The 22,770-nt window shown below is 62.6% G+C and carries 24 protein-coding genes and 2 tRNA genes; 15 read left to right on the plus strand and 11 right to left on the minus strand.

Annotation, left to right across the window (positions count from 1 at the left end):
- Window positions 1-121 precede the first annotated feature (121 nt).
- The 8 genes from crcB (at window position 122) to PXK07_RS16510 (ending at window position 7,604) form a co-directional block, all read left to right on the plus strand.
- Window positions 122-502, plus strand: a complete 381-nt coding sequence (gene crcB, locus PXK07_RS16475; RefSeq protein WP_274849445.1) for a fluoride efflux transporter CrcB — start codon at window positions 122-124, stop codon at window positions 500-502.
- Window positions 499-1,545 (plus strand): RluA family pseudouridine synthase, encoded by a 1,047-nt coding sequence (locus PXK07_RS16480; RefSeq protein ID WP_274849446.1) that lies wholly within the window; start codon window positions 499-501, stop codon window positions 1,543-1,545. Before crcB ends, PXK07_RS16480 begins: the two co-directional genes overlap by 4 nt.
- The gene (locus tag PXK07_RS16485; RefSeq protein ID WP_274849447.1) at window positions 1,542-2,210 is read left to right on the plus strand and encodes an HAD-IA family hydrolase; all 669 of its coding nucleotides are present in this window, start codon (window positions 1,542-1,544) and stop codon (window positions 2,208-2,210) included. Before PXK07_RS16480 ends, PXK07_RS16485 begins: the two co-directional genes overlap by 4 nt.
- Window positions 2,211-2,214: 4 nt before the next feature.
- Complete coding sequence (locus PXK07_RS16490; protein WP_274849448.1) at window positions 2,215-2,922, plus strand: ATP12 family chaperone protein; 708 nt, start codon at window positions 2,215-2,217, stop codon at window positions 2,920-2,922.
- Window positions 2,923-3,147: 225 nt separating this feature from the next.
- Entirely contained in the window at window positions 3,148-4,164 is a 1,017-nt protein-coding gene (locus PXK07_RS16495) for an amino acid ABC transporter substrate-binding protein (RefSeq protein ID WP_274849449.1), read from the plus strand.
- A gap of 125 nt (window positions 4,165-4,289) precedes the next feature.
- Window positions 4,290-5,522 carry an amino acid ABC transporter permease gene (locus PXK07_RS16500; protein WP_274849450.1) on the plus strand — a complete coding sequence of 411 codons (1,233 nt, stop codon included), beginning with the start codon at window positions 4,290-4,292 and terminating at the stop codon, window positions 5,520-5,522.
- Window positions 5,523-5,525: 3 nt separating this feature from the next.
- On the plus strand, window positions 5,526-6,824 hold the full coding sequence (locus PXK07_RS16505) for an amino acid ABC transporter permease (RefSeq protein ID WP_274849451.1): 1,299 nt from the start codon (window positions 5,526-5,528) through the stop codon (window positions 6,822-6,824).
- 30 nt (window positions 6,825-6,854) lie between these two features.
- Entirely contained in the window at window positions 6,855-7,604 is a 750-nt protein-coding gene (locus PXK07_RS16510; protein WP_446728391.1) for an amino acid ABC transporter ATP-binding protein, read from the plus strand.
- 71 nt (window positions 7,605-7,675) lie between these two features.
- Here PXK07_RS16510 and PXK07_RS16515 read toward each other — a convergent pair whose 3' ends face one another.
- The 3 genes from PXK07_RS16515 to argB all read right to left on the minus strand — a co-directional run bounded on the left by PXK07_RS16515 (window position 7,676) and on the right by argB (window position 9,815).
- A complete protein-coding gene (locus tag PXK07_RS16515; RefSeq protein ID WP_274849453.1) occupies window positions 7,676-8,173 on the minus strand; it encodes a SixA phosphatase family protein in 498 nt (165 codons plus the stop codon).
- Entirely contained in the window at window positions 8,170-8,844 is a 675-nt protein-coding gene (locus tag PXK07_RS16520; protein ID WP_274849454.1) for a ferredoxin, read from the minus strand. Before PXK07_RS16520 ends, PXK07_RS16515 begins: the two co-directional genes overlap by 4 nt.
- Window positions 8,845-8,954: 110 nt before the next feature.
- On the minus strand, window positions 8,955-9,815 hold the full coding sequence (gene argB, locus PXK07_RS16525) for an acetylglutamate kinase (protein ID WP_274849455.1): 861 nt from the start codon (window positions 9,813-9,815) through the stop codon (window positions 8,955-8,957).
- Between the two features lie 123 nt (window positions 9,816-9,938).
- Between argB and PXK07_RS16530 the strand changes: the two genes are divergently transcribed.
- Window positions 9,939-10,667, plus strand: a complete 729-nt coding sequence (locus PXK07_RS16530; RefSeq protein ID WP_274849456.1) for an SDR family NAD(P)-dependent oxidoreductase — start codon at window positions 9,939-9,941, stop codon at window positions 10,665-10,667.
- Window positions 10,668-10,682: 15 nt separating this feature from the next.
- On the opposite strand, the gene yihA is transcribed toward PXK07_RS16530, so the two are convergent.
- The 5 genes from yihA to ttcA form a co-directional block, all read right to left on the minus strand.
- Window positions 10,683-11,333: a ribosome biogenesis GTP-binding protein YihA/YsxC gene (gene yihA / locus PXK07_RS16535; RefSeq protein WP_274849457.1), complete on the minus strand. Its 651-nt coding sequence runs from the start codon at window positions 11,331-11,333 to the stop codon at window positions 10,683-10,685.
- The gene (locus PXK07_RS16540; RefSeq protein ID WP_274849458.1) at window positions 11,333-12,085 is read right to left on the minus strand and encodes an MOSC domain-containing protein; all 753 of its coding nucleotides are present in this window, start codon (window positions 12,083-12,085) and stop codon (window positions 11,333-11,335) included. The genes yihA and PXK07_RS16540 overlap by 1 nt, the downstream gene beginning before the upstream one ends.
- On the minus strand, window positions 12,082-13,893 hold the full coding sequence (yidC, locus tag PXK07_RS16545) for a membrane protein insertase YidC (protein WP_274849459.1): 1,812 nt from the start codon (window positions 13,891-13,893) through the stop codon (window positions 12,082-12,084). The genes PXK07_RS16540 and yidC overlap by 4 nt, the downstream gene beginning before the upstream one ends.
- 135 nt (window positions 13,894-14,028) lie before the next feature.
- Window positions 14,029-15,573, minus strand: coding sequence for a putative bifunctional diguanylate cyclase/phosphodiesterase (locus tag PXK07_RS16550; protein ID WP_274849460.1), 1,545 nt, complete (start codon window positions 15,571-15,573; stop codon window positions 14,029-14,031).
- A 66-nt stretch (window positions 15,574-15,639) separates the two neighbouring features.
- On the minus strand, window positions 15,640-16,527 hold the full coding sequence (gene ttcA / locus PXK07_RS16555) for a tRNA 2-thiocytidine(32) synthetase TtcA (protein ID WP_274849461.1): 888 nt from the start codon (window positions 16,525-16,527) through the stop codon (window positions 15,640-15,642).
- 120 nt (window positions 16,528-16,647) lie between these two features.
- On the opposite strand from ttcA, the gene PXK07_RS16560 reads away from it, so the two are divergent.
- Window positions 16,648-17,601 (plus strand): alpha/beta fold hydrolase, encoded by a 954-nt coding sequence (locus PXK07_RS16560; RefSeq protein WP_274849462.1) that lies wholly within the window; start codon window positions 16,648-16,650, stop codon window positions 17,599-17,601.
- A gap of 25 nt (window positions 17,602-17,626) precedes the next feature.
- Here PXK07_RS16560 and yidD read toward each other — a convergent pair whose 3' ends face one another.
- From yidD to rpmH, 3 genes are read right to left on the minus strand one after another with little or no spacing between them, the layout of a single operon-like run.
- The gene (gene yidD, locus PXK07_RS16565) at window positions 17,627-17,875 is read right to left on the minus strand and encodes a membrane protein insertion efficiency factor YidD (RefSeq protein WP_274849463.1); all 249 of its coding nucleotides are present in this window, start codon (window positions 17,873-17,875) and stop codon (window positions 17,627-17,629) included.
- 51 nt (window positions 17,876-17,926) lie between these two features.
- Window positions 17,927-18,352, minus strand: a complete 426-nt coding sequence (gene rnpA, locus PXK07_RS16570) for a ribonuclease P protein component (RefSeq protein WP_274849464.1) — start codon at window positions 18,350-18,352, stop codon at window positions 17,927-17,929.
- A gap of 28 nt (window positions 18,353-18,380) precedes the next feature.
- Window positions 18,381-18,515, minus strand: a complete 135-nt coding sequence (rpmH, locus tag PXK07_RS16575; protein ID WP_008554144.1) for a 50S ribosomal protein L34 — start codon at window positions 18,513-18,515, stop codon at window positions 18,381-18,383.
- Between the two features lie 345 nt (window positions 18,516-18,860).
- Between rpmH and PXK07_RS16580 the strand changes: the two genes are divergently transcribed.
- The 5 genes from PXK07_RS16580 to PXK07_RS16600 all read left to right on the plus strand — a co-directional run bounded on the left by PXK07_RS16580 (window position 18,861) and on the right by PXK07_RS16600 (window position 22,770).
- Window positions 18,861-19,619, plus strand: coding sequence for a TVP38/TMEM64 family protein (locus tag PXK07_RS16580; protein ID WP_274849465.1), 759 nt, complete (start codon window positions 18,861-18,863; stop codon window positions 19,617-19,619).
- Between the two features lie 2 nt (window positions 19,620-19,621).
- Window positions 19,622-21,040 carry a dihydrolipoyl dehydrogenase family protein gene (locus tag PXK07_RS16585; protein WP_274849466.1) on the plus strand — a complete coding sequence of 473 codons (1,419 nt, stop codon included), beginning with the start codon at window positions 19,622-19,624 and terminating at the stop codon, window positions 21,038-21,040.
- A gap of 15 nt (window positions 21,041-21,055) precedes the next feature.
- Window positions 21,056-22,477 (plus strand): sensor histidine kinase, encoded by a 1,422-nt coding sequence (locus PXK07_RS16590; protein ID WP_274849467.1) that lies wholly within the window; start codon window positions 21,056-21,058, stop codon window positions 22,475-22,477.
- Window positions 22,478-22,531: 54 nt separating this feature from the next.
- Window positions 22,532-22,608 (plus strand) — tRNA-Arg (locus tag PXK07_RS16595).
- Between the two features lie 89 nt (window positions 22,609-22,697).
- Window positions 22,698-22,770: transfer RNA gene (locus PXK07_RS16600), tRNA-Arg, on the plus strand.

The following is a 22,770-nucleotide window of genomic DNA, read 5'->3' on the forward strand; positions in this document are numbered from 1 at the left end:
TTTGCCCATGACAAGATTTCTACCCACTGGAAGGTTGCCATGTTTCCTGCGCAGTACGGCCCTGCACGCGGCAGGACGTGGAAAACTTGACATCCCGTGCCAGCCGCGCGACAGACCGCCCATGTATCCAACCGTCTTATACGTTGCCCTTGGCGGGGCTATCGGCGCTGCCTTGCGCTATCTTGCCGGGCTGGGCGTGGTGCGCCTGTTCGGGCATGGAGAGTTTCCGCTCGCGATCATCACCGTGAACGTGGTGGGCTCCTTCCTGATGGGGGTCTTCGCGACGGCTGCGGCGCATAAGGGGCTGACCCATCTCAGCCCCTTCGTGATGACCGGCGTGCTGGGCGGGTTCACCACCTTCTCGGCCTTTTCGCTGGAGACGGCGAACCTCGTCGAACGGGGTGCAATGGGACAGGCGGCTCTCTATATTTTGCTGTCTGTGGGGCTGTCTGTCGGCGGTCTGTTTCTTGGCCTGATGGCCGCCAGAGGAGTATTCGCATGAGCGGCGTTCAGACCATTACCGTTTCCGAAGAGGACGCAGGTCAGCGGGTGGATCGCTGGCTGCGCCGCCTGTTCCCGCATGTGAGCCAGGGCCGGATCGAGAAGATGTGCCGTAAGGGCGAGTTGCGCATTGATGGCGGCCGCGTCAAGGCCAGCACGCGGGTCGAGGTCGGGCAATCGGTGCGGGTGCCGCCGCTGCCCTCTGCCGACCATCAGCCGCCGCAACCGGAAAAGCGGCGCGTCTCGGATGCGGATGCCAAGATGATTCGCTCTTGCGTGATCTACAAGGACGACGATGTGATCGTCCTGAACAAGCCGCATGGGCTGGCGGTGCAGGGCGGCAGCGGTACCACGAAACATGTGGATGGATTGGCCGAGGCGCTGCGCTTTGACTATGACGAGAAACCGCGCCTGGTGCACCGGCTGGACAAGGACACCTCGGGCGTGCTGGTGCTGGCGCGTACCCGCGCAGCGGCGCAGGCGCTGACGGCGGCCTTTCGCCACCGCAACACCCGCAAGATCTACTGGGCGCTGGTCGCCGGCGTGCCCACCCCCTACCTGGGAGAGATCAAGGCGGGCCTGGTGAAGGCAGGCGGCCATGGCCGCAGCGGCGAAGGCGAGAAGATGATCGCCATTCACCCCTCCGAGATCGACAGCACCCCCGGCGCCAAACGCGCGCATACGCTTTATGCGACGCTGTACCGGGTGGCGGGGCGTGCCTCCTGGGTGGCGATGGAGCCGGTCACCGGCCGTACCCACCAGCTGCGCGCGCATATGGCAGAGATCGGCCATCCCATCGTGGGCGATGGCAAATACGGTGGCTCGGGGCAGGAGAACCTCGGCGATGGTTGGGGTGCCCAGCTGGGCGGCATCATCAGCAAGAAGCTGCACCTGCATTGCCGCCGCATGGCGTTCGAACACCCCACGACGAAGAAGACGATTTCGGTGACCGCCGATCTGCCCGATCACATGAAGGACAGCTGGGAGACCTTCGGCTGGACCGAGGATCTGGCGGCGGAGGATCCCTTCGAGGGGCTGCTATGAGCGCGCCCCTGCGGCTGGTGCTTTTTGATGTGGATGGCACCCTGGCGGACAGTCAGGGCGCCATAACCGGCGCCATGGCCGCAGCATTTGCGGGCGTGGAGCTGCCCTTGCCCTCCCGCGCGGCGATCCTGTCGATCGTGGGCCTGTCCTTGCCGCAGGCGATGGCAGAGCTGGCTCCGCAGGCGGGCGCTGGGGTTCAGGCGGCGCTGGTTGAAGGCTATAAACAGGCTTATAAATCCGCGCGTGAACAGTCAGGTGCCGGGCATTCGCCGCTGTTTCCCGGAGCCCGGGAGGCGCTGGAGGCGCTTCATGCGGTGCCGGACTACCTGCTGGGCGTGGCCACAGGGAAATCCCAGCGCGGGCTGGATGCGCTGATTGCGGCGCATGGGTTGGACTGTTTCGTGACCCGCCAGGTGGCGGATCATCACCCCTCCAAGCCGCATCCCTCGATGGTGCTAACGGCGCTGGCTGAAACCGGGGTGGAGCCGCAGCATGCGGTGATGATCGGTGACACCAGCTTTGACATGGACATGGGGCGGGCTGCGGGCGTGACCACAATTGCCGTGGAGTGGGGCTACCACCCGGCGGAACGGCTGGCGGCGGATCACAGGATTGGCAGTTTCTCGGAACTGGCCCCGCTGCTGCAACAGATCTGGAAGGTATGACGGTATGAGCGAATGGGCACCGAAACGGTTCTGGAAGACAACCACTGTCGCTGAACTCGACGACGGCTATACGGTGGAGCTGGACGGGCGGCGCGTGCGGACCCCGGCAAAGGCGGCCCTGGTGGTGCCCTCCCGGCAGATGGCCGAAGCGGTGGCGGCAGAGTGGGAGGCACAGACCGAATCAGTTGATCCCGGGACCATGCCGTTCACGCGCTCTGCCAATGCGGCAATTGACAAGGTGACACATCAGCACAGCGAAGTCGCCGATATGCTGGCGGATTACGGCGATGCGGATCTGCTGTGCTATCGGGCCGACAGCCCCAAGGAACTGGTGACCCGGCAAGCGCAGGAATGGGATCCCGCTCTGGACTGGGCGGATGAGGTGCTGGGCGCACGGTTGCAGCTGCGCAGCGGTATCCTGCATGCGCCTCAGGATCCGCAGGTGCTGGCTGGGTTGCGGAGCCGTGTTCACGGGCTAACCCCTTTTCAGATGGCGGCTTTTCACGATCTCGTTTGCATGTCCGGATCCTTGATCCTGGGATTTGCGGCGGCCCATGGGTGGCGTGATGCGGCCGATATCTGGCAGATGTCGCGCCTGGATGAGCGCTGGCAGGAAGAGCAGTGGGGCGTCGATGAGGAAGCCCGGGAATCGTCCGAGGTGAAGCGCGCTGCCTTCATGCATGCTCAGCAGTTCTACGTGTTTTCATCTTGAGACGAAAAACCGCCGCAGCCTGCCGGAAAGCGAAAAATTTTACCAATCGTCCCGCGTGTTCGCTATGCGTCCATCGAATTTGGTGATCGTGCCCTTGACGTTTGTTTATGAATCCGCCCAAAATCCCTTACGATTTAGGAGTTTTCCCTAGGTCACGCTATTCCGGTGCAATCGCTGCCGGTAATAAAACCGCCACAATAGGCGGAACATCAGGAAGAGGTAAAAATGAACAAATCCGTATTTTTGGGCGCGCTGACCGTTGCTGGCATCGCAGCTGGCGCAGCTGCTGCCGGCACGCTGGACGACGTGAAAGCCCGCGGCAAACTGAACTGCGGCGTCACCACCGGCCTGGTCGGTTTTGCTGCTCCGAATGCGAACGGGGAATGGGAAGGTTTTGACGTCGCCGTCTGCCGTGCCGTTGCTGCGGCCGTTCTGGGCGATTCGACCGCTGTTGAATTCGTGCCGACCACCGGCAAGACTCGCTTCACGGCTCTGGCCTCGGGCGAGATCGACATGCTGGCGCGCAACACCACCTGGACCTTCTCGCGCGATGTTGACCTGAAGTTCGAATTCACCGGCGTCAACTACTACGACGGTCAGGGCTTCATGGTTCCCAAGGACCTGGGTGTATCCTCCGCCAAGGAACTGGACGGCGCCACCGTGTGTATCCAGACCGGCACCACCACCGAGCTGAACCTGGCGGACTTCTTCCGCTCCAACAACATCTCCTACGAGCCGGTTCCGATCGAAACCAACGCCGAAGCGCAGCAGCAGTACCTGGCTGGCGCCTGTGACGTCTACACCACCGACGCCTCCGGCCTGGCGGCAACCCGCGCCACCTTCGACGATCCGGCAGGCCACGTGCTGCTGCCCGAGATCATCTCGAAAGAGCCGCTCGGCCCGCTGGTCCGTCACGGCGACCACGAGTGGGGTGACGTTGTGCGCTGGACTCTGAACGCGCTGATCACAGCCGAAGAACTGGGCGTGACCTCTGCCAACCTGGCGGAAATGTCCGCAGGCACCAACAACCCGGAAATCAACCGCCTGCTGGGTACCGAAGGCACCCTGGGCGAAATGCTGGGTCTGTCGGCTGACTGGGCGAAAAACGCAATCGCCAGCGGCGGCAACTACGGCGAAGTCTTTGCCAAGAACATCGGCGAAGACACTCCGATCGGTCTGGCACGCGGCCTGAACGCACAGTGGACCGAAGGTGGCCTGCTGTACTCGCCGCCCTTCCGCTAAACACATCAAGGAGAGGGCGCGGGATCACCCCGCGCCCTTTTCCTAACCATCTTAAAGCTTCGGATCTTGCGGAGCGGGGAAGAACCCCGCCGGGATGAAATCCGCTGCCTCGGGGATCTCTTTACATGTCAACTCTTTCCGACCCTCCACAGGAGCAGTTTCGGCTGTCCATGTTGGTCAACGATACCCGCTATCGCTCGTTGACCTTCCAGGCCATTGCCGCGCTCCTGCTAGCCTTGTCGATCTGGTATCTGGGCAACAACCTGATCCAGAACCTGCGTGCGGCAGGCCTCAATATCTCTTATGACTTTCTCGGCAATCCGGCTGGCTACGATATCAACCAGCGCCTTGTCGAATATGACAACCAGGACAGCCACGGGCGTGCAGCACTTGTCGGTATCCTGAACACGCTTCTGGTCGCCTTCCTGGCCTGTATCACCGCCACCATATTCGGGGTGATCGCCGGTGTTCTGCGGCTCTCCAACAACTGGCTGGTCTCCAAGCTGATGGCCGTCTACGTGGAGATCTTCCGCAACATCCCGGTGCTGATCTGGATCATCATCATCTTCACCATCATGACGGCGGCGCTGCCGGGGCCGCGGGCCTTCCGCGGCGATGACCCCGCCTCGACCATGGTGCTGGATCTCTTTGCCTTTACCAACCGGGGTGTCTACATCCCGATGCCCTGGTTCGAGAGCGGCATCTTTGCATCCGCCGCCCTGAACTGGCTGCTGGTTCTGGCGGTTCTGGTGGGCTCCTTCGTGGCCACCCGCAAGATCGAGGCCTGGGCGAGCCACAAGCAGGAAGAGACCGGTGTCCGCCCCAAGACCCTGTTCATGGTGCTGGGCGTCTGGCTGGTGCCGTTCCTGCTGTTGATGGTCATCATGGGCCTGTCCTGGGAAGTGCCCGCGCTGAAGGGTTTCAACTTCCAGGGCGGCATCAAGATCGGCGGGCCGCTGATCGCCCTGTGGTTTGCGCTGTCGATCTACACCGGTGCCTTCATCGCGGAGAACGTGCGGGCCGGTATCCAGGCGATCTCAAAAGGTCAGACCGAGGCCGCGGCCGCGCTGGGCCTGCGTCCGGGCCGGATCATGAACCTGGTGGTGCTGCCGCAGGCGCTGCGGGTGATCATCCCGCCGCTGATCTCGCAGTATCTCAACATCACCAAGAACTCCTCGCTGGCGATTGCCGTGGGCTATGCGGATATCACCGCGACCCTGGGCGGCATCACCCTGAACCAGACGGGCCGTGCGATTGAATGCGTGCTCTTGCTGATGCTGTTCTACCTGACTGCGTCGCTGGTCATCTCGATGGTGATGAACGTCTACAACGCCTCCGTGAAGCTGAAGGAGCGCTGAGCCATGAGTGACAAGACAACCAATCCGATTGCCTTTGTCGCCAAGGGCACCATTCCGCCCGCACCACCCCCGGCCAGCCAGGCCGGTGTGGTCAAGTGGGTGCGGGACAACCTGTTCTCCAGCGTTCCCAACGGGGTTCTGACCCTGGTGGCACTGGCGGTGATCTATCTGCTGTTGCAGAAAACCGTGCCCTGGCTGGTGAACGGCGTCTGGACGACCTCCTCGCTGAACGAGTGCCGCGAGGTGCTGGATGGCAGGGTCGGCGCCTGTTTCTCGGTCTTGACCGAACGCTGGCATCAGCTGCTTTACGGGTTCAAATACCCCGCTGATCAATACTGGCGTCCGAACCTGGCGCTGGTGCTTCTGCTGGTCGCCGCCGCGCCGGTGCTGTTCTTCGACCTGCCGCGCAAGCTGTTGATCTTCACCGGCCTTTACCCCTTCATCGCCTTCTGGCTGATCTGGGGCGGCACCATCATGGCGCCGATCGTTGCCCTCGTGGGTTTCGTGGCCGCTGGCGCGGTGTTCCAGATCTATGGTCGTGGTTCCTTTGCCCTGGGGTTCTTCGGAGGCATTGCGACGGCATTGATCGTCTGGACGCTGGGCGGGATGCTGATCCCGGAAGGCGCTTCGGACAATGCCATGCTGCAGGCCGTGCCCTCGCGGGATCTGGGCGGCTTCATGCTGAACCTGATGCTGGGGGTGACCTGTGTGTCCCTGTCCCTCCCGCTGGGCATTGCCCTGGCGCTGGGCCGACAGTCGGACATGCCGCTGATCAAGTGGATCTGCGTGGTCTTCATCGAGTTCGTGCGGGGCGTGCCGCTGATCACGCTGCTGTTCGTGGCCTCGGTGATGCTGGCCTATTTCTTCCCGCCTGATGCCACCGTGGACCTGTTCCTGCGGGTGGTGATCATGATCACCCTCTTCTCGGCGGCCTATATCGCCGAGGTGATCCGGGGTGGTCTGGCAGCCCTGCCCAAAGGGCAGTACGAGGCGGCGGATTCGCTGGGTCTGGATTACCCGCAGGCGATGCGCCTGATCATCCTGCCGCAGGCGCTGAAGATCTCGATCCCCGGTATCGTGAACGTGGCCGTCGGCCTGTTCAAGGACACTACGCTGGTTTCGGTCATCTCGATGTTCGACCTTGTGGGCATGATCCGCGGGCCGATCCTGGCTTCGACCGAATGGAACGGCGTCTACTGGGAACTCCTGGGCTTTGCGGCCTTCCTGTTCTTCATCGTCTGCTACGGCATCTCTCAATACTCGCAATGGCTAGAACGCCGCCTTGCGACCGATCATCGATAAGGAGGCCAAGACATGACTGGCACTTCACAAATGCAAGTATCCGACGAGGTTGCGATCACCATCGACGGAATGAACAAGTGGTACGGCTCCTTTCACGTGCTGCGCGACATCAACCTGACCGTCTACCAGGGCGAGCGGATCGTGATCTGCGGCCCCTCCGGTTCGGGTAAATCGACGCTGATCCGCTGCATCAACGCGCTGGAGGAACACCAGCAGGGTACGATCACCGTGGATGGGACGCTGTTGTCGTCGGATCTGAAGAATGTCGACAAGATCCGCTCCGAGGTTGGCATGTGCTTCCAGCACTTCAACCTGTTCCCGCATCTGACTATCCTGGAGAACTGCACGCTGGCGCCGATCTGGGTGCGCAAGACGCCCAAGAAGGAAGCCGAAGAACGCGCGATGCACTTCCTTGAGAAGGTCAAGATCCCGGATCAGGCCAACAAGTACCCCGGTCAGCTGTCGGGCGGTCAGCAGCAGCGTGTGGCCATCGCGCGCAGCCTGTGCATGATGCCGCGCATCATGCTGTTCGATGAACCGACATCGGCGCTCGACCCCGAGATGATCAAGGAGGTGCTCGACACCATGATCGAACTGGCGGAAGAGGGCATGACCATGCTCTGCGTGACCCACGAGATGGGCTTTGCCCGCCAGGTGGCGAACCGGGTGATCTTCATGGATGCGGGCCAGATCGTCGAACAGAACGAGCCTGAGGCCTTCTTCAACAACCCGCAGAGCGAGCGGACCCAGCTGTTCCTGAGCCAGATCCTCGGCCACTGACGCCCGGGATCACTGCGAAGAGTAATGGCCCGCCGGTATCATCCGGCGGGTCTTTTTGTTTCGGGGGGCGTTCAGGCGCCCAGCAGTTCGCGCGGGACGGTGAACTCCACCACCTTGCCGCTGCTCCAGGTCAGATCCGCCCAGCTGTCGATGTCAAAGCGGGCAATCAGGGTGGCGCCGGTTGGGTAGTCGTCAAAGCGCGAATGATCGGGGGGATGGTTCACGATGGCATGGGCAAAGGCGGCGATGCCGGGATTGTGGCTCAGGATCATCGTCTTGGGGTGTGTCGCCTCGCGCAGGACCTGAAAGATGATGTCCGAGCTGGCGTGATACAGCCGCTCGGTAAAGACGGCCGGGGCCTGCAGATCCATCAGCTCATAGGTTTCCCGCGTCCGCTGCGACGAGGAGGACAGCACCTGCTGCGGCACCTGATCGATATCCCCCAGCCAGTCTCCCAGCGCCTTGGCCGAGGCGCGCCCGCGCTTGTTCAGCGGGCGGGCGTGATCGCTGGGGGCGCTGGTGTCCCAGGCGGATTTGGCGTGACGGGTTAGGATCAAGGTGCAGGTCATGTGATATGAAAATAGCTCATGTGATGGGCTGACTGTGCAGGATCGCGCTCTGCGCCCCGGCTGAGGGGGCAGGCAAGCCGGGCAAGGCAGCCGTTTGAAAGGCAAGGGACCCCGTCCGGGGCCGCCAGGTGACTGTGGCAGGCTGACAGGTCATAGGGGCCTCCGTCAATCAATGCGTGTACCGGGCAGGCGCTCAGGCAGGGCCTTTGTGCACAGCTCTCGCAGGGAGACCGTCGCAAGCTGGGCGTTGGCGTTTCAATGTCCTGCCGCAAATGGAGCGCTCCGCGATATGAGATCAGCATGCCAACCGTATCATGGACCATCATTTGCGACGGGGATGTGAAGGCCCGCCCCGAGGCCAGCGCCCAGTTCACGAATGGCGCATGGGGTGGCCCGCCAAAGGGGTAGTGCGCCTCGGCGTCAAACCGGCGCGCAAGCCCGTCAACCACGCGGCGGGACCAGCGGTCCAGCGGATCGGGGGCGCTGTCCGCGAATTCCGGCGCAGCGGCGATGCGGCGCCATGTGGGTGTTCCCTTGAGGCCCAGCAGGATCAGGGTGCCACCCGTCAGCCCCTGTACCGGTACGCGCTCTGGATGCACGGTGCCCAAAACGTCCAGATCCACGCCCTGTGCGGCGCTCAGTATGTCCTGGAACCGTGGGGGAGCCGTCATCGCCTGTCCTTGCTTGCAGGTGTTTTAGCCTAGCGCCGCCTTGGGATCCGGCAAAAGAAAAACCGCCCCGGGGGGGGGCATTTCTGGTCAGTCGCCATTTCGGCTTGGGCTCAGGCGCGGATCATCGATCCTGCACCGTGATCGGTAAACAGCTCAAGCAGCACCGCATTGGGCACGCGGCCATCGACGATGGTACAGGCCCGCACCCCGTTGCGCACCGCCGACAGGGCGGTTTCCGTCTTGGGGATCATCCCACCCGCGATCACGCCCGATTGGGTCATCGCCTCGACATCAGCGGCCTTGAGTTCGGTGACCACCTCTCCATCGGCGTTTTTCACGCCCGAGACATCGGTCAGAAGCAACAGGCGATCCGCGTTGAGCGATTCGGCAACCGCCCCGGCGGCGGTGTCGCCATTGATATTGAAGGTCTCCCCGTCGCGGCCTGCGCCGATGGGGGCAATCACGGGGATGATCTCTTTTTCAAAGAGATGACGCAGCACCGTCGGGTTCATCTCGACCGGGGTTCCGACAAAGCCGAGGTCCGGGTTGGTGACCTCGCAGGTGATCAGGTTGGCATCCTTGCCCGACAGGCCCACGGCCATGCCGCCTTGCGCGTTGATCGCCTGCACGATGCGCTTGTTCACCAGGCCGGACAGCACCATCTCCACCACGTCCATGGTGGCCTTATCGGTCACACGCTTGCCGTTCACGAACTCCGACTGGATCTGCAGCTTCTCCAGCATCGCGTTGATCATCGGGCCGCCACCATGCACGATCACCGGGTTTACCCCGACCTGGCGCAGCAGCACCACATCGCGGGCAAAGGTCTCCATCGCCTCGTCGCTGCCCATGGCGTGACCGCCCAGCTTGATGACGACGATGGCATCGTCGTAGCGCTGCATATAGGGCAGGGCGCTGGACAAAGTCTCGGCGGTGGCAATCCAATCGCGGTTCATATCTTGTTTCTTCATTGCTGGGATCCCTTTGGCAAAGCGTGTTACGCGGTTCTGCGCCTTCTGCCAAGTGTGCCGTTGCAGCGAGGGATGGGAATGATAGGGTCGCAGCATCCATTCCATCAGGTCGGAACACAGCCCATGGGCCAGAAGACGCTTTTGCTCACCGGAGCCAGCCGTGGCATTGGTCATGCCACCGTGCGCCATTTTAATGCCGAAGGCTGGCGGGTCATCACCTGCTCACGCCAGCCCTTTCCGCGCGAATGCCCCTGGGGCGGCGGGGAGGAAAACCATGTGCAACTGGATCTGTCGGATCCCAGTGACACCATCAACGCGGTGGGGGTGATCCAGGAGCGCCTGAACGGGCGTCTCGATGCGCTGGTCAACAATGCGGGAATTTCGCCCAAGGGGCCGAACGGCGAGCGGCTGAACACGCTGGACACGGATCTGATGACCTGGGGCAAGGTGTTCCATGTGAACTTCTTTGCCTCGGTGGTGCTGGCGCGCGGGCTGAAGGATGAGCTGGCCGCCGCCAAGGGGTCGGTGGTCAACGTGACCTCGATCGCGGGCAGCCGGGTGCATCCCTTTGCAGGCGCGGCCTATGCCACCTCCAAGGCGGCCCTGGCGGCGCTGACGCGGGAAATGGCCCATGACTTCGGCCCGCTGGGGGTGCGTGTCAATGCCATCGCGCCGGGCGAGGTGGAAACGGCGATCCTGTCACCGGGTACTGAGCAGATCGTGGAAAAGCTGCCGATGCAGCGCCTGGGCCAGCCGGAAGAGGTCGCGGCCGCGATCTACTTCCTGTGCTCAGGGGGCAGTTCCTATATCTCGGGGGCCGAGATCGAGGTGAATGGCGCCCAGCATGTCTGACGGGCGCCGACCGCTTTAGTCGATACCCGCGATGATAGACCGCAAGGTGGCGATCCCGTCGCCCTTCTCCGAGGAGGTGAGGACGATTTCCGGGTAGGCTGCGGGGTGTTTCGAGAGCGCGCCGCGCACCTGATCCAGCACCTTGTCGAGATCCTTGGCCTTGACCTTGTCGGCCTTGGTCATCACGCATTGGAAGGTCACCGCGGCGCTGTCCAGAAGCGCCATGATCTCTTCATCGACCTTCTTGATGCCATGGCGGCTATCGATCAGCACAAAGGCGCGGCGCAGGGTCTGGCGACCGCTGAGGTAGCGCTTCAGCAGTTTCTGCCATTTCTCCACCACCGCCAGCGGCGCATTGGCATAGCCATAGCCGGGCAGGTCCACGAGGTAGAGGTCGGGCCCTTGGGTGAAATAGTTGATCTCCTGCGTCCGCCCCGGCGTGTTGGAAGCGCGCGCAAGCCCCTTGGTGCCGGTCAGCGCGTTGATCAGGCTCGATTTGCCAACGTTGGAGCGACCGGCAAAACAGACCTCGACCCGGTCAGGATCGGGCAGGCCGGACATGGCGACAACGCCTTTCAGGAATTCCGATTGCCCGGCAAAGAGCTTGCGGCCTTTTTCGGAGGACAGATCATCCGGCGCCTCGGCCAGGGGAAATTGCAATTGCATCAGAGCACCTTTACCGGATCGCCAAGACGGATATCACCGCCCCGCACGACCTCTGCATAGACCGAGAAATCCTGATGGCCAAAGGCGCCGTTCAGGGTCTTCAATGTGTCGGCGTCACGCAGGCCCGTATTCGGGTTCGCCGTCGTTGCCAGGCAGCGCCGCGTGCGCTCGCGTACCGCGAAAACCGCATCGCCGATCTGCACCTCGCGGCCAAGCCAGTCGTGTTCGGACCAGGGCTCACCCAGGTCGAACCAGATATTGCCGCGCCAGCGCAAGGGGGACAGATCCTGCCCCATCGCGGCCTCCACCGCGCGGTGAGAGGCGAGGTTGCACAGGGTCACCGAGGGAAAATCGGTGTCCGTCATGCCGCGCCCCGGCACACGCAGGATCCGGGCCGAGGCTGCACGATCCTCGGGCATCAGCGGCCGCACCCAATCCAGGAAACGGGGCAGGTCTTCGGGCGCATCGGGATTGAACGACAGCGCGCCACGCTCCGGGTGGCTCAAGGACACCGTACCTGCATCCGCATCATAATGCACTGTGATGGCCATCAATTGCGGGGCCTTGGCGACGCGACTGAAGTTCGAGCAGGGCACCCATTCGGAGCCATCGGCCGATGACGCCTCATGGGCTACCGCCCAAACGCGATCGCCGGGCATGGTCTGCCCGGCGGTCAGCTTGACGCTCTCCAGCGCCTCCCGTCCATGTGATTTGATCGGGTGGCGCCAGATTTCAGTGACGGTCTGCGTCATTTCTCATCCGCTTTTGGGCCACGCTTCAGGCTTGATTTGATGTTGCCAAAAACGTCGGGCTTATAGCCGTGGCTGCGCATGATCAGATACTGCTGGGTAAAGGTGATGGTGTTGTTCGCGATCCAGTAGACCACCAGACCGGAGGCAAAACCGCCCAGCATGAACATGAAGACCCAAGGCATCCAGGCAAAGATCATCTTTTGCGTCGGATCGGTGGGCGCGGGGTTCAGCTTCTGCTGCAGCCACATGGAGACACCCAAGAGGATGGGCAGGATGCCGATGAAGACGGTTGCCAGCAGGCTGCCCGGCTCGGGGCCAGACAGGGGCAGCAGGCCAAAGAGGTTCATGAAGGAGGTCGGGTCCGGCGCGCTCAGATCCTGGAACGGACCGAAGAAGGCCGCGTGACGCAGCTCCAATGTGACGAAGATCACCTTGTAGAGCGAGAAGAAGATCGGGATCTGGATCAGGATCGGCAGACAGCCCGCGGCGGGGTTGACCTTCTCCTTCTTGTAGAGCTCCATCATCTCCTTCTGGAGCTTTTGGCGGTCATCACCGGCGCGCTCCTTCAGCTTCTCCATCTCCGGCTGCAGTTCCTTCATCTTCGCCATCGAGGCGTAGGATTTATAGGCCAGCGGGAAGACGAGGATCTTGATGAAGATGGTCAGCCCGATGATTGCCCAGCCCATGTTGCCGATCATCGCGTTGAGCCAGTGCAGAACCGCAAAGATCGGTTTGGTCAGGAAGAAGAACCAGCCCCAGTCGATGCTGTCCAGGAAGCCTTCGATCCCGTCCTTCTGGTAGCCGCGGATGGTGGCCCATTCCTTGGCACCGGAGAACAGCATGGTGGTGACTTCGGCGGATTGACCATCGGCCAGCGTCTGCGTCGGCAGCACGATGTCGGTCTGATAGATCTCGCGGCGCTCGTCATATTTTGCGATCGAGCGGAAGCCCTGACCGGGAGCGGGCACCAGCGTCGACATCCAGTAGTGGTCGGTGAAGCCGATCCAGCCGTTGGTTTCGATCTGCTTGATCTGCGCACGGGATCCGTCGCGGGGATCGGGCTCGAAATCGACCATGTCGTCATAGTCGATCTCGGCCAGCTCACCATCGGCCATGCCGACGACGCCTTCATGCAGGATGAAGAAGTTCTTCAGCTCGGCCGGTTCTCCATGGCGCGCCAGCGTTCCATAGGGGGCAAGCGCCACGGTGGCGCCGCTGGCGTTCTGAACCGACTGGGTGACGGAAAACAGGTAATCCTCATCCACCGAAATGGTCCGGGCGAAGGTCAGGCCCTTGCCGTTGTCCCAGGTCAGGGTGACGGGACTGTCCGGCGTCAGGGTCTGGCCCTCATCTGCAGACCAAATGGTATTGGCGCCCGGCACGTCATCAAAGCCAAGCCCGGTGCCCGGTGCCCAGCCGTAAAGCGCATAGAAGGCTTCCGGTTCCCCCACGGGGGACAGGATGTGAACGATATCCGCATTCTCTTCCAGCGAGACCCGGTAGTCCTTCAGCGCCAGGTCGTCGATGCGCCCACCCTGGAGCGAAATGCTGCCGGCCAGGCGGGGGGTGTCGATCGCAAGGCGTGCGGCACGTGGGGCCGTGGCCTCTTCGCTCGCCTGCGCGGGGACGGTGTTGTCGCCTTGCGCGATACCTGCCGCGGGGGCGGCTGCGCTGGCGGGCGCGGTCTCAGTTGCGACCGGTTCTGGCGTTTGCTCCGGCTCGGGCGGCGGGAAGAAACTGTACCAACCCAGAATCACCAGGAAGCTGAGCGCTGTTGCGAGAATGAGATTCTTGTTCTGATCGTCCATTGGGGACCGCCACCTCGTGCATGGAATGACAGGGTGTGGTTCAACAGGGGTGGACCCCAAAGGTCAAGTGGAATCGGGAAAATCGGCGGCGTCATAGCGCCGCCGATGCGGGGATTCACCCAGATTTCCTGTGGATCAGGGGTTTTGGCGTCCGATCACCGGGGCGTCCTGCAGTTTTGCCTGATGCGCGGTGATCCAGTCCAGGGTCTGCTCAAAGGGCATCGGTCGCCCGATCCCGAAGCCCTGAACGTGATCGCAACCCAGTTGCGACAGGAGCGCATGTTCGCCCACGGTCTCTACCCCTTCGGCCAGGGTTTCCAGCTCCAGCCGCTCGGCCATGGTCAGGATCGCTGCGATCAGCTTTTGCTGTTCGGGGTCGCGGTCCGATTTCATCACGAAGGAACGGTCGATCTTGATCCGCGAGATATTGAAGCGCCGCACTGCCGAAATCGAGGCATGGCCGGTGCCAAAGTCGTCCAGTTCGATGCGGCATCCCATGGCGCTGAGCGCGGCGATATTGCGGGTCACCACATCGTCGGGCTGGTCGGTCATCACGGTTTCCAGTACCTCCACCGACAGGCGGTCGGGGGCAAGGTCAAATCGCTCGAGCTCCCAGCGGATATTGTCGGCAAGACCGGGGTTGCGCAGTTCTTGGGTGGCAAAGTTCACGCCAACCGAGGGGACTTCGACGCCCGCCGCATCCCAGGCCTTGATCGCGGTCAGCGAGTGAAACAGCATGACCTGGCTCAGCCGCTCCATCAGCCCGGCTTCTTCCAGCGCAGGCATGAAGCTGTTCGGCGGGATCAGCCCGCGTACCGGGTGCATCCAGCGGGCCAGCGCCTCGAACCCCGACACGCGGCCGGTATCGGTCAAGATCTGCGGCTGGAACCAGGGCACGATCTGGCCGCTTTCCAGGGCCTCTGCCGCCTCGTCGCGCAGATTGCAGCGCGCCTTGTTGCGGTGATAGATATCGGCCGAATAGACCCGGATACCCGAAGGACCGTTCTGCTGTGCATCGGCCAGCGCGGTTGCGGCGGCAGCGGTCCAATCTGCAGGTTTGGCACCGGGGGCGCGGCTGCGCAGGCAGAAGCCGATGGAGCAGGACACGTAGACAGAGGTGCCGTCGAGCGAAATCGGCTCTTCCACGGCGGATTGCATGCGGCCGGACAGCTGCACGCAGGATTCCAGATCAAGCTGCAACACCGGTGTCAGGCAGATCCCGAACTTGCTGTCGCCGATCCGCGCCACGGTGTCCTTGTTGCGCAGGGTGCTGGCAATGCGATCACCGCAGCGCTGAATGATCTGATCCCCGGCTTCCTGGCCGTAGCGATCCACCAGATCCTTGAAATCGTCGATTTCGACCAGGTAGAGAACCGAGCGCAACCCGGTATCGGCGGTGTCCTCGAACACCTGGGAGACCTCATGTTCAAAGCCTTCGCGCAGGATCATGCCGGTGATGCTGTCGCGGGGCGTGCCGAGGCTGCGGGAGCGATCAAAGCCACCAAGTGCGGCAAACAGGACCGGAAGACCCAAGGCAACCCAGAGCAGGGCCGCTTCACCGCCAAGCCAGAAGGTCGCAAGCGTCAACGCAGGGAGAAAGGCCAGCACGGGAGGCGTAAACAGCGCCGGTGCAATCTTTCTCCGCATACGGGCCAGCAGACCTGAGTGGATATTGGGCATGAGCAGACCTTTCACCTTCAGCACGGGTGTGCAGGCTGAGATTAGGGGCTGCTTCTGACCGCGGAGTTAACGCAGCAAGGGAATTTCGTCGGATTCTGCGGTTTCACGGGGGTTTTTCAGGTCCAACCCCGCAAAATCGAACAGCTTCGGGTCCAGAAGGTGGGAGGGACGGGCATTCATCAGCGCCCGGAACATCACCTGACGGCGACCGGGGCTGTTTGATTCCCACTGGTCGAGGATCTGTTTCACCTGCTGGCGCTGCAGGCCATCCTGGCTGCCGCAAAGATCGCAGGGAATGATCGGGTAATTCATTGCTTTCGCGAACTTTTCACAATCGGCTTCGGCCACATGGGCAAGCGGGCGAAACACGAAGAGATCTCCCTCTTCATTGACCAGCTTGGGCGGCATGGTCGCGAGGCGGCCGCCGTGGAACAGGTTCATGAAAAAGGTTTCCAGAATGTCGTCGCGGTGGTGTCCCAGTACCACAGCCGAGCAGCCTTCCTCGCGGGCAATCCGGTAGAGGTTGCCGCGTCGCAGACGGGAACAGAGCGCACAATAGGTGCGCCCCTGCGGCACTTTGTCGACGACGATACTGTAGGTGTCCTGGTATTCGATCCGGTGCGGTACCCCCATCTTTTCCAGGAATTCCGGCAGCACGGTTGCCGGAAACCCCGGCTGGCCCTGATCCAGGTTGCAGGCCAGAAGGTCCACCGGCAACAGCCCGCGCCACTTCAGCTCGTAAAGAACCGCCAGCAGCGTGTAGCTGTCCTTGCCGCCCGACAGGCAGACCAGCCAGCGCGGTGTGCTGCCATCGGCGCGACGCTCCACCATACCGTATTGGTCAATCGCCTCGCGCGCGTAGCGCACGATGCGCTTGCGCAGCTTCTTGAACTCGGTGGTGGATGGGGCACCGGCAAACAGCGGGTGGATTTCGTCAAGATCAGTGTCCAGCATGATGGCCCCCTAGCCTGTGAAGGTGGTTTTGCCAAGGAAAAAGCAAGCGTGAGTGCACCGCAGGCTCGGCCGCACGTTAAAATTGTGCTACCCTATGCGCATTTTCAGGGAGAATGATTGATGGATTATTTGCTTTCGGTGCGCGGACGCAATGGCGATGCCTATTCAAATGCCCTTGGCGGCGTCAAATATCTGGCGGTGCCTGCGGGTGCAGACAAGCTGCATCGCGATCACGAGATCAGGTCCGCAGCCTGGATGGCTGCGGTGCAGGAGAGTGCGGGGGCCATCCGCAACGACGCGGGGGAGCTGGTTGAAAAGGGGCATATCGTCGTCTTCGTACACGGGTTCAATACCGATCAATTCGACATGCTGGAGCGTCACCGGAAAATCCGGGCCGGGCTGGAAGCGCATGGGTTTCAAGGGACATTGATCAGCTATGATTGGCCGAGCGACGGATCGGTCCTGGGCTATTGCTCGGACCGCCGCGATGCGCGCCTTGCAGCGGACAAGTTGTTCACCCATGGGATCAGGCCGCTGTCGCGACTGCAGCGGCCCGATTGCGCCTACAACATCCATGCGCTGGCCCATTCGATGGGCTGCTTCCTGTTGCGGGAGGCGTTTGACTATGCCGATGACGATCACGCCACGGCGCAGAACGCCTGGATTGTCAGCCAGGTCGCGATGGTGGCGGCCGATATCTCGCAGAAATCGATGAAAACGGGCAGCCCGTCGACCTCGTCCCTGTTCCGCAGATCCGTCAGGATCACCAGCTATTTCAGCCCGTTCGACGATGTGCTGTCGATTTCCGAGGTCAAACGCGTGGGCCTGTCCCGACGTCTGGGGCGGGTGGGGCTTCCCGAGGATACGCCGGACAAGGCCGTGAACCTTTATTGTGGCGAGTATTACAAGGTGAACCGCGACGATTTCGGAGAGGATCCGGGCATTGCCCATCGCTGGCATTTCGACAGCCCTCGGTTCTACGAGGATCTCTATCATACCTTGTTGGGCAAGCTGGACCGGCATGTGATCCCGACCCGCGCGCCCACCACCTCGGGAGGTTTGGCGCTGTGGTAAGGAGATGGCGGACTGGTGCTGCGTATCAGGTCTTGCTGTCGTGCTCGGGATCACTGCCCGGCACCGGGTCATAGCCATCGCCGCCCAAGGGGTGGCATCGCCCGATTCGGCGCAGCGTCAGCCAGCCGCCCTTGATGGCGCCGTGTTTTTCCAGCGCTTCCAGCGCATAGGCCGAACAGGTGGGCTGATAACGGCAGTTGTGCCCAACCCAGGGGCTGAACAGCAGCCGATAGGCGCGCACGGGCAGGGCAAGGAGGCGGGCAAAGGGCGACATGACGCTTAGATAGGTGTGGCGCTGGCAGAGCAAAAGCCCGCGCGGCGCCGCTTAGCCGTGAATTTTCCGCAGCGCGTAGATCAGATCACGTTTCAGCTCTTCGAACGGGCGCTGGGCGGTATCTTCGGCGCGGCCGATCAGCACGTAGTCCCAGCCGGGGCGGCCATGGGTGGGCAGCACCATCCGGGCCACTTCGCGCAGGCGGCGTTTGGCACGGTTGCGGGCGACCGCATTTCCGACCTTCTTGGAACAGGTGAAGCCGACGCGAATCCCGCCTTCATCACGGCGATTGCTGCCCTGCACCATCATGCCCTTGCTGCCCTGGCGGCGTGCGCGGGCGGCCGCAAGGAAGTCGCGGCGCTTGGTCAGAACCTTGATGTCGGGGAGGGAGCCGGATTGATCCGGGCAAACGGAAACCGCCGAAGGCATATCCCTCTTGTCGGCAGAACCAACATTGGGGGCCTTCGGCGGTGTCATTCCGTCAACGCGAGCTTGTGTGGCGCTATTATGCGCTCAGCTCTTTGCGACCGCGTGCGCGGCGTGCGTTCAGGATCTTGCGGCCTGCTTTGGTGGCCATGCGCGCACGGAAGCCGTGGCGGCGTTTGCGAACCAGGTTCGAAGGCTGATAGGTGCGTTTCATCGCTCCGGTCTCCACATCATGTCATCGGGCGCGGCGCGGAATCGCCTGCCGGGGTCAAATCTCGAAGCCCGGTCTTTAGGAGGGATCGGGCGGCAAGTCAAACCCATTGGTCGGGTTTTTCGCGGCTTTTCGCACCCGATTGCAATATTTATGTCAAAAAAGCCTCCGGGCATAGCCCGCGCCGGGCGGCGGTGGCACAGAATATTTCAGAACAGCGGCGCCAATGGCGGAAAACCTCACAAAAACGATGCCCGGTGATCAAGCGGGCGTGAACTGCTATGCCTCGGACGTGCACAGGCGCCATATTGGCCCTATGAAACGAGACGAGACAACAAGGGCAAGGCCATGAGCAACGACAATGATCCACAAACCGGCGTGCAGAAGACCGGCCTGGCCCGGCATTTGCCCCTGATCCTTGTGGTCATCGTTGCCGTCATCGGTGCGGCGACGCTGAAAGACTATGTGACCTTTGACACGCTGCGCGACAATCGCGAGGCGCTGCTGGGGTTCCGTGATCAGAACTTGCTGGGCCTCGCTGCAGCCTTTGCCGTCATCTACATCGTGATGGTCGTCTTCTCGCTGCCGGGGGCCGCGGTTGCCTCGGTGACCGGGGGCTTCCTCTTTGGTCTCGCCACGGGCACCGCGCTGAATGTCGTCTCGGCCACCATCGGGGCGGCTGGGATCTTCCTGGCGGCGCGCTGGGGATTGGGAGAGATGCTCTCGGCCCGGTTCGAGGCCGCCGAAGGCCGGGTGCAGATGCTGAAGAATGCGCTGCGCCAGAACGAGGTCGAAGTGCTGTTGCTGTTGCGGCTGGTGCCTGCGGTGCCGTTCTTCGTGGCGAATCTGCTGCCCGCCATGGTGGGGGTGAAGTTCGGCAACTTCCTGTGGACCACTGCGGTGGGGATCATTCCGGGCGCCATCGTCTTTACCTGGATCGGGGTCGGCGTCGGCGCGGTCTTTGATCGCGGCGAAGACCCGGACCTGTCGCTTCTGTGGGAGCCGCATGTGATTGGCCCGATTCTGGGCCTCTGCGTGCTGGCCGCCATGCCGATCATCGTGAAATCCCTGCGCTGCAAACCGCCCCGCAATACACCGGAGGCCTGATCATGAGCCGTATCACATGTGATCTTCTGGTGATCGGCGCCGGGTCCGGGGGGCTGTCCGTCGCCGCCGGGGCCAGCCAGATGGGGGCTGATGTGGTCCTGCTGGAAGGGCACAAGATGGGTGGCGATTGCCTGAACTATGGCTGCGTGCCCTCCAAGGCGCTCTTGGCCAGTGGTAAGGCGGCCTATGGTCAGGCGCAGTCCAGCGCCTTTGGAGTTGCCGATCAGCTGCCGCAGGTGGACTACGCGGCCGCCAAAGATCACGTGCGCGACGTCATCGAAACCATTGCTCCGGTGGACAGCCAGGAGCGGTTCGAGGGCTTCGGCGTGCGGGTGATCCGGGAATTCGGCCGGTTCATCTCTCCGCGCGAAGTGGAAGCGGGCGACCATGTTATCAAAGCGCGGAGGGTGGTGATCGCAACGGGATCCGCGCCGCTGGTGCCGCCGATTCCCGGCCTCGATCAGGTGCCTTATGAGACAAACGAAACCCTGTTCGACCTGCGCGAGCGCCCGGATCATCTGCTGATCATTGGCGGTGGTCCCATCGGCATGGAGATGGCGCAGGCCCATGTGCGGCTCGGCTGCAAGGTCACCGTGATTGAAGGCGGCGCCGCGCTGGGCCGGGATGATCCCGAGGCCGCCAAGGTCGTGCTGGATCATCTGCGCGGCGAAGGTGTCGAGATTGCCGAGCAGGCCCTTGCCGCCGAGGTGCGCGGGCGGGCGGGTGCGCTTGAGGTGGAAACCAGGGACGGGCGCCTCTTCAAGGGGACGCATCTTCTGGTCGCGGTCGGGCGCAAGGCCAACGTAGAACGCTTGGATCTCACGAAGGCCGGGATCGACCGGACCAAGACCGGCATCAAGGTCGATGACAGCCTGCGCACCACCAATCGCAGGGTCTATGCCATTGGCGATGTGGCGGGCGGGCTGCAGTTCACCCATGTGGCGGGCTATCATGCCGGGGTGATTATCCGCTCCAGCCTGTTTGGCCTACCGTCAAAGGCCAGGACCGCCCATATCCCCCGCGCCACCTATACCGATCCGGAACTGGCACAGGTCGGCCTGAGCGAGGCCGAAGCGCGCGCGCAACATGGCGAACGGCTTGAGGTCACGCGGTTCGATTTCAGCCACAACGACCGCGCCCTGGCCGAGCGCAAGGCCAAGGGGTTCATCAAGGTGATGGTGCTCAAGGGGCGCCCTGTCGGGGTGACAATCGTGGGCCATCAAGCGGGGGAGCTGATCAATCTTTGGTCCCTGGTTCTGGCCAATAGGATGAAGATGAGCCAGGTCGCGGCGATGGTCTCGCCCTATCCGACGATCGGAGAGGTTAACAAACGGGCGGCCGGTGCCTATTTCTCTCCCCGTCTATTTGATAATCCCAAGGTTGAACGCGTGGTCCGGTTCGTGCAACGCTGGATCCCCTAGTCCGAAAGGGGCGCAATGCTGAATACGCTGTCGGGCAGATTCCTGGTTCTGACCACGATTTTCGTGATGCTGGCCGAAGTCATGATCTTTGTGCCCTCCGTCTCCCGTTTCCGCCTCGATTACCTGGCGGACCGGCTGGAGCGGGCGCAGATCGCCTCGCTTGCGCTACTGGCCGACGATATGCTGGAGACGGAATTGGAGGCCGAGCTGCTGGAGAATGCCGGGGTCTTCAACGTGGTTCTGCGCCGGGATGAAATGCGGCAGCTGGTGCTGTCTTCCCCGATTCCGCAGCCCATCGAGGCCACCTTCGATCTGCGCATGGCGGGGCCGTTTACCCTGATTGCCGATGCGATGAAACGCATGGTGACACCGGGCAACCGCATCATCCGTGTGATCGGCGCGCCGGTGCGCGAGGCGGGGTTGCTGATCGAGATCACCATGGAGACGGCCCCCTTGCGCGCGGCGATGATCGATTATGGCCTGCGCATCCTGGTGCTGTCGGCGGTGATCTCGGTCTTCACGGCGCTGCTCTTGTTCATGGCGGTGCGGGTGTTCCTGGTGCGCCCGATCAAGGGGGTCGTGGGCTATATGCAGCGCTATGCAGCCGCGCCCGAGGATGCCCGTGGTATCATCCAGCCCAATGCCGGCGTGACCGAGCTGCGCGAGGCCGAAGAGGCGCTGATGCAGCTGCAGACCGAATTGACTCATGCGCTGAAGCAAAAGGAACGGCTGGCGCAGCTTGGGGGCGCCGTGGCCAAGGTCAGCCACGATCTGCGCAATATCCTGACTTCGGCGCAGTTGTTCACCGACCGCATTGAAACCAGCGAGGATCCCCTGGTGCGCAGGCTGGCGCCCAAGCTGGTGAACTCGATCACCCGCGCGGTGTCCTTGTGCGAGGGCACGCTGGCCTTTGGCCGCGCCGAAGAACCGGCGCCGACCTTTTCCAGGGTGGCTCTGCATGAAATCGCGAGCGATGTGGCCGAAAGTGAAACACTGGCCGCCAGTGGAACCGAGGTTGAAATCGCGGCTGCGGTTCCAAGCGACATGATGGTGCGTGCCGATCACGAGCAGCTGTTCCGGATCGTGATGAACCTGGTTCGCAACGCGCGCCAGGCCATTTCGGCCACCGGTAAGCCGGGGCTGATCACCATCACCGCGCGCGACGAGGAGGAATCCTGGCTGATCCGAATCGAGGATACCGGGCCGGGCCTGCCCAAGAAGGCGCAGGACAATCTCTTTACGCCCTTTCAGGGCGGGGCGCGCAAGGGGGGCAGCGGCCTTGGCCTTGCCATTGCCCAGGAGCTGGCGCGCGGCCATGGCGGTGCGGTCTACATGCGGCAAACCGGGCCGTCGGGCACGGTTTTCGAGATCTGCCTGCCAAAAGGTGACGGCACCTATATGGGAACCTCTGCACCGCGCCGGGCGGCTGTAAACTAAATTCGTTTTTGGGGTTGCGCGTCTCACCGGGTAGGATTAAACCCCGCCTCCAGTGGACCGATAGCTCAGCTGGATAGAGTACTTGACTACGAATCAAGGGGTCGGGGGTTCGAATCCTCCTCGGTCCGCCACTACACGAATCGCCGGTCGCGGCAGGTTCGGATAGGCCAGGTGGCACGCGAAATGCAGGCCACGCCGGGAGCCTTAATCCCGCAGCAGTGGACCGATAGCTCAGCTGGATAGAGTACTTGACTACGAATCAAGGGGTCGGGGGTTCGAATCCTCCTCGGTCC

It is taken from the genome of Phaeobacter sp. QD34_24 (assembly GCF_028890115.1).
Taxonomy (GTDB): Bacteria; Pseudomonadota; Alphaproteobacteria; order Rhodobacterales; family Rhodobacteraceae; genus Phycobacter.

Coding starts and splice junctions, on each gene's coding strand:
- crcB (WP_274849445.1), top strand. CDS start 122: ATGTATCCAACCGTCTTATACGTTGCCCTTGGCGGGGCTATCGGCGCT.
- PXK07_RS16480 (WP_274849446.1), top strand. CDS start 499: ATGAGCGGCGTTCAGACCATTACCGTTTCCGAAGAGGACGCAGGTCAG.
- PXK07_RS16485 (WP_274849447.1), top strand. CDS start 1,542: ATGAGCGCGCCCCTGCGGCTGGTGCTTTTTGATGTGGATGGCACCCTG.
- PXK07_RS16490 (WP_274849448.1), top strand. CDS start 2,215: ATGAGCGAATGGGCACCGAAACGGTTCTGGAAGACAACCACTGTCGCT.
- PXK07_RS16495 (WP_274849449.1), top strand. CDS start 3,148: ATGAACAAATCCGTATTTTTGGGCGCGCTGACCGTTGCTGGCATCGCA.
- PXK07_RS16500 (WP_274849450.1), top strand. CDS start 4,290: ATGTCAACTCTTTCCGACCCTCCACAGGAGCAGTTTCGGCTGTCCATG.
- PXK07_RS16505 (WP_274849451.1), top strand. CDS start 5,526: ATGAGTGACAAGACAACCAATCCGATTGCCTTTGTCGCCAAGGGCACC.
- PXK07_RS16510 (WP_446728391.1), top strand. CDS start 6,855: ATGCAAGTATCCGACGAGGTTGCGATCACCATCGACGGAATGAACAAG.
- PXK07_RS16515 (WP_274849453.1), bottom strand. CDS start 8,173: ATGACCTGCACCTTGATCCTAACCCGTCACGCCAAATCCGCCTGGGAC.
- PXK07_RS16520 (WP_274849454.1), bottom strand. CDS start 8,844: ATGACGGCTCCCCCACGGTTCCAGGACATACTGAGCGCCGCACAGGGC.
- argB (WP_274849455.1), bottom strand. CDS start 9,815: ATGAAGAAACAAGATATGAACCGCGATTGGATTGCCACCGCCGAGACT.
- PXK07_RS16530 (WP_274849456.1), top strand. CDS start 9,939: ATGGGCCAGAAGACGCTTTTGCTCACCGGAGCCAGCCGTGGCATTGGT.
- yihA (WP_274849457.1), bottom strand. CDS start 11,333: ATGCAATTGCAATTTCCCCTGGCCGAGGCGCCGGATGATCTGTCCTCC.
- PXK07_RS16540 (WP_274849458.1), bottom strand. CDS start 12,085: ATGACGCAGACCGTCACTGAAATCTGGCGCCACCCGATCAAATCACAT.
- yidC (WP_274849459.1), bottom strand. CDS start 13,893: ATGGACGATCAGAACAAGAATCTCATTCTCGCAACAGCGCTCAGCTTC.
- PXK07_RS16550 (WP_274849460.1), bottom strand. CDS start 15,573: ATGCCCAATATCCACTCAGGTCTGCTGGCCCGTATGCGGAGAAAGATT.
- ttcA (WP_274849461.1), bottom strand. CDS start 16,527: ATGCTGGACACTGATCTTGACGAAATCCACCCGCTGTTTGCCGGTGCC.
- PXK07_RS16560 (WP_274849462.1), top strand. CDS start 16,648: ATGGATTATTTGCTTTCGGTGCGCGGACGCAATGGCGATGCCTATTCA.
- yidD (WP_274849463.1), bottom strand. CDS start 17,875: ATGTCGCCCTTTGCCCGCCTCCTTGCCCTGCCCGTGCGCGCCTATCGG.
- rnpA (WP_274849464.1), bottom strand. CDS start 18,352: ATGACACCGCCGAAGGCCCCCAATGTTGGTTCTGCCGACAAGAGGGAT.
- rpmH (WP_008554144.1), bottom strand. CDS start 18,515: ATGAAACGCACCTATCAGCCTTCGAACCTGGTTCGCAAACGCCGCCAC.
- PXK07_RS16580 (WP_274849465.1), top strand. CDS start 18,861: ATGAGCAACGACAATGATCCACAAACCGGCGTGCAGAAGACCGGCCTG.
- PXK07_RS16585 (WP_274849466.1), top strand. CDS start 19,622: ATGAGCCGTATCACATGTGATCTTCTGGTGATCGGCGCCGGGTCCGGG.
- PXK07_RS16590 (WP_274849467.1), top strand. CDS start 21,056: ATGCTGAATACGCTGTCGGGCAGATTCCTGGTTCTGACCACGATTTTC.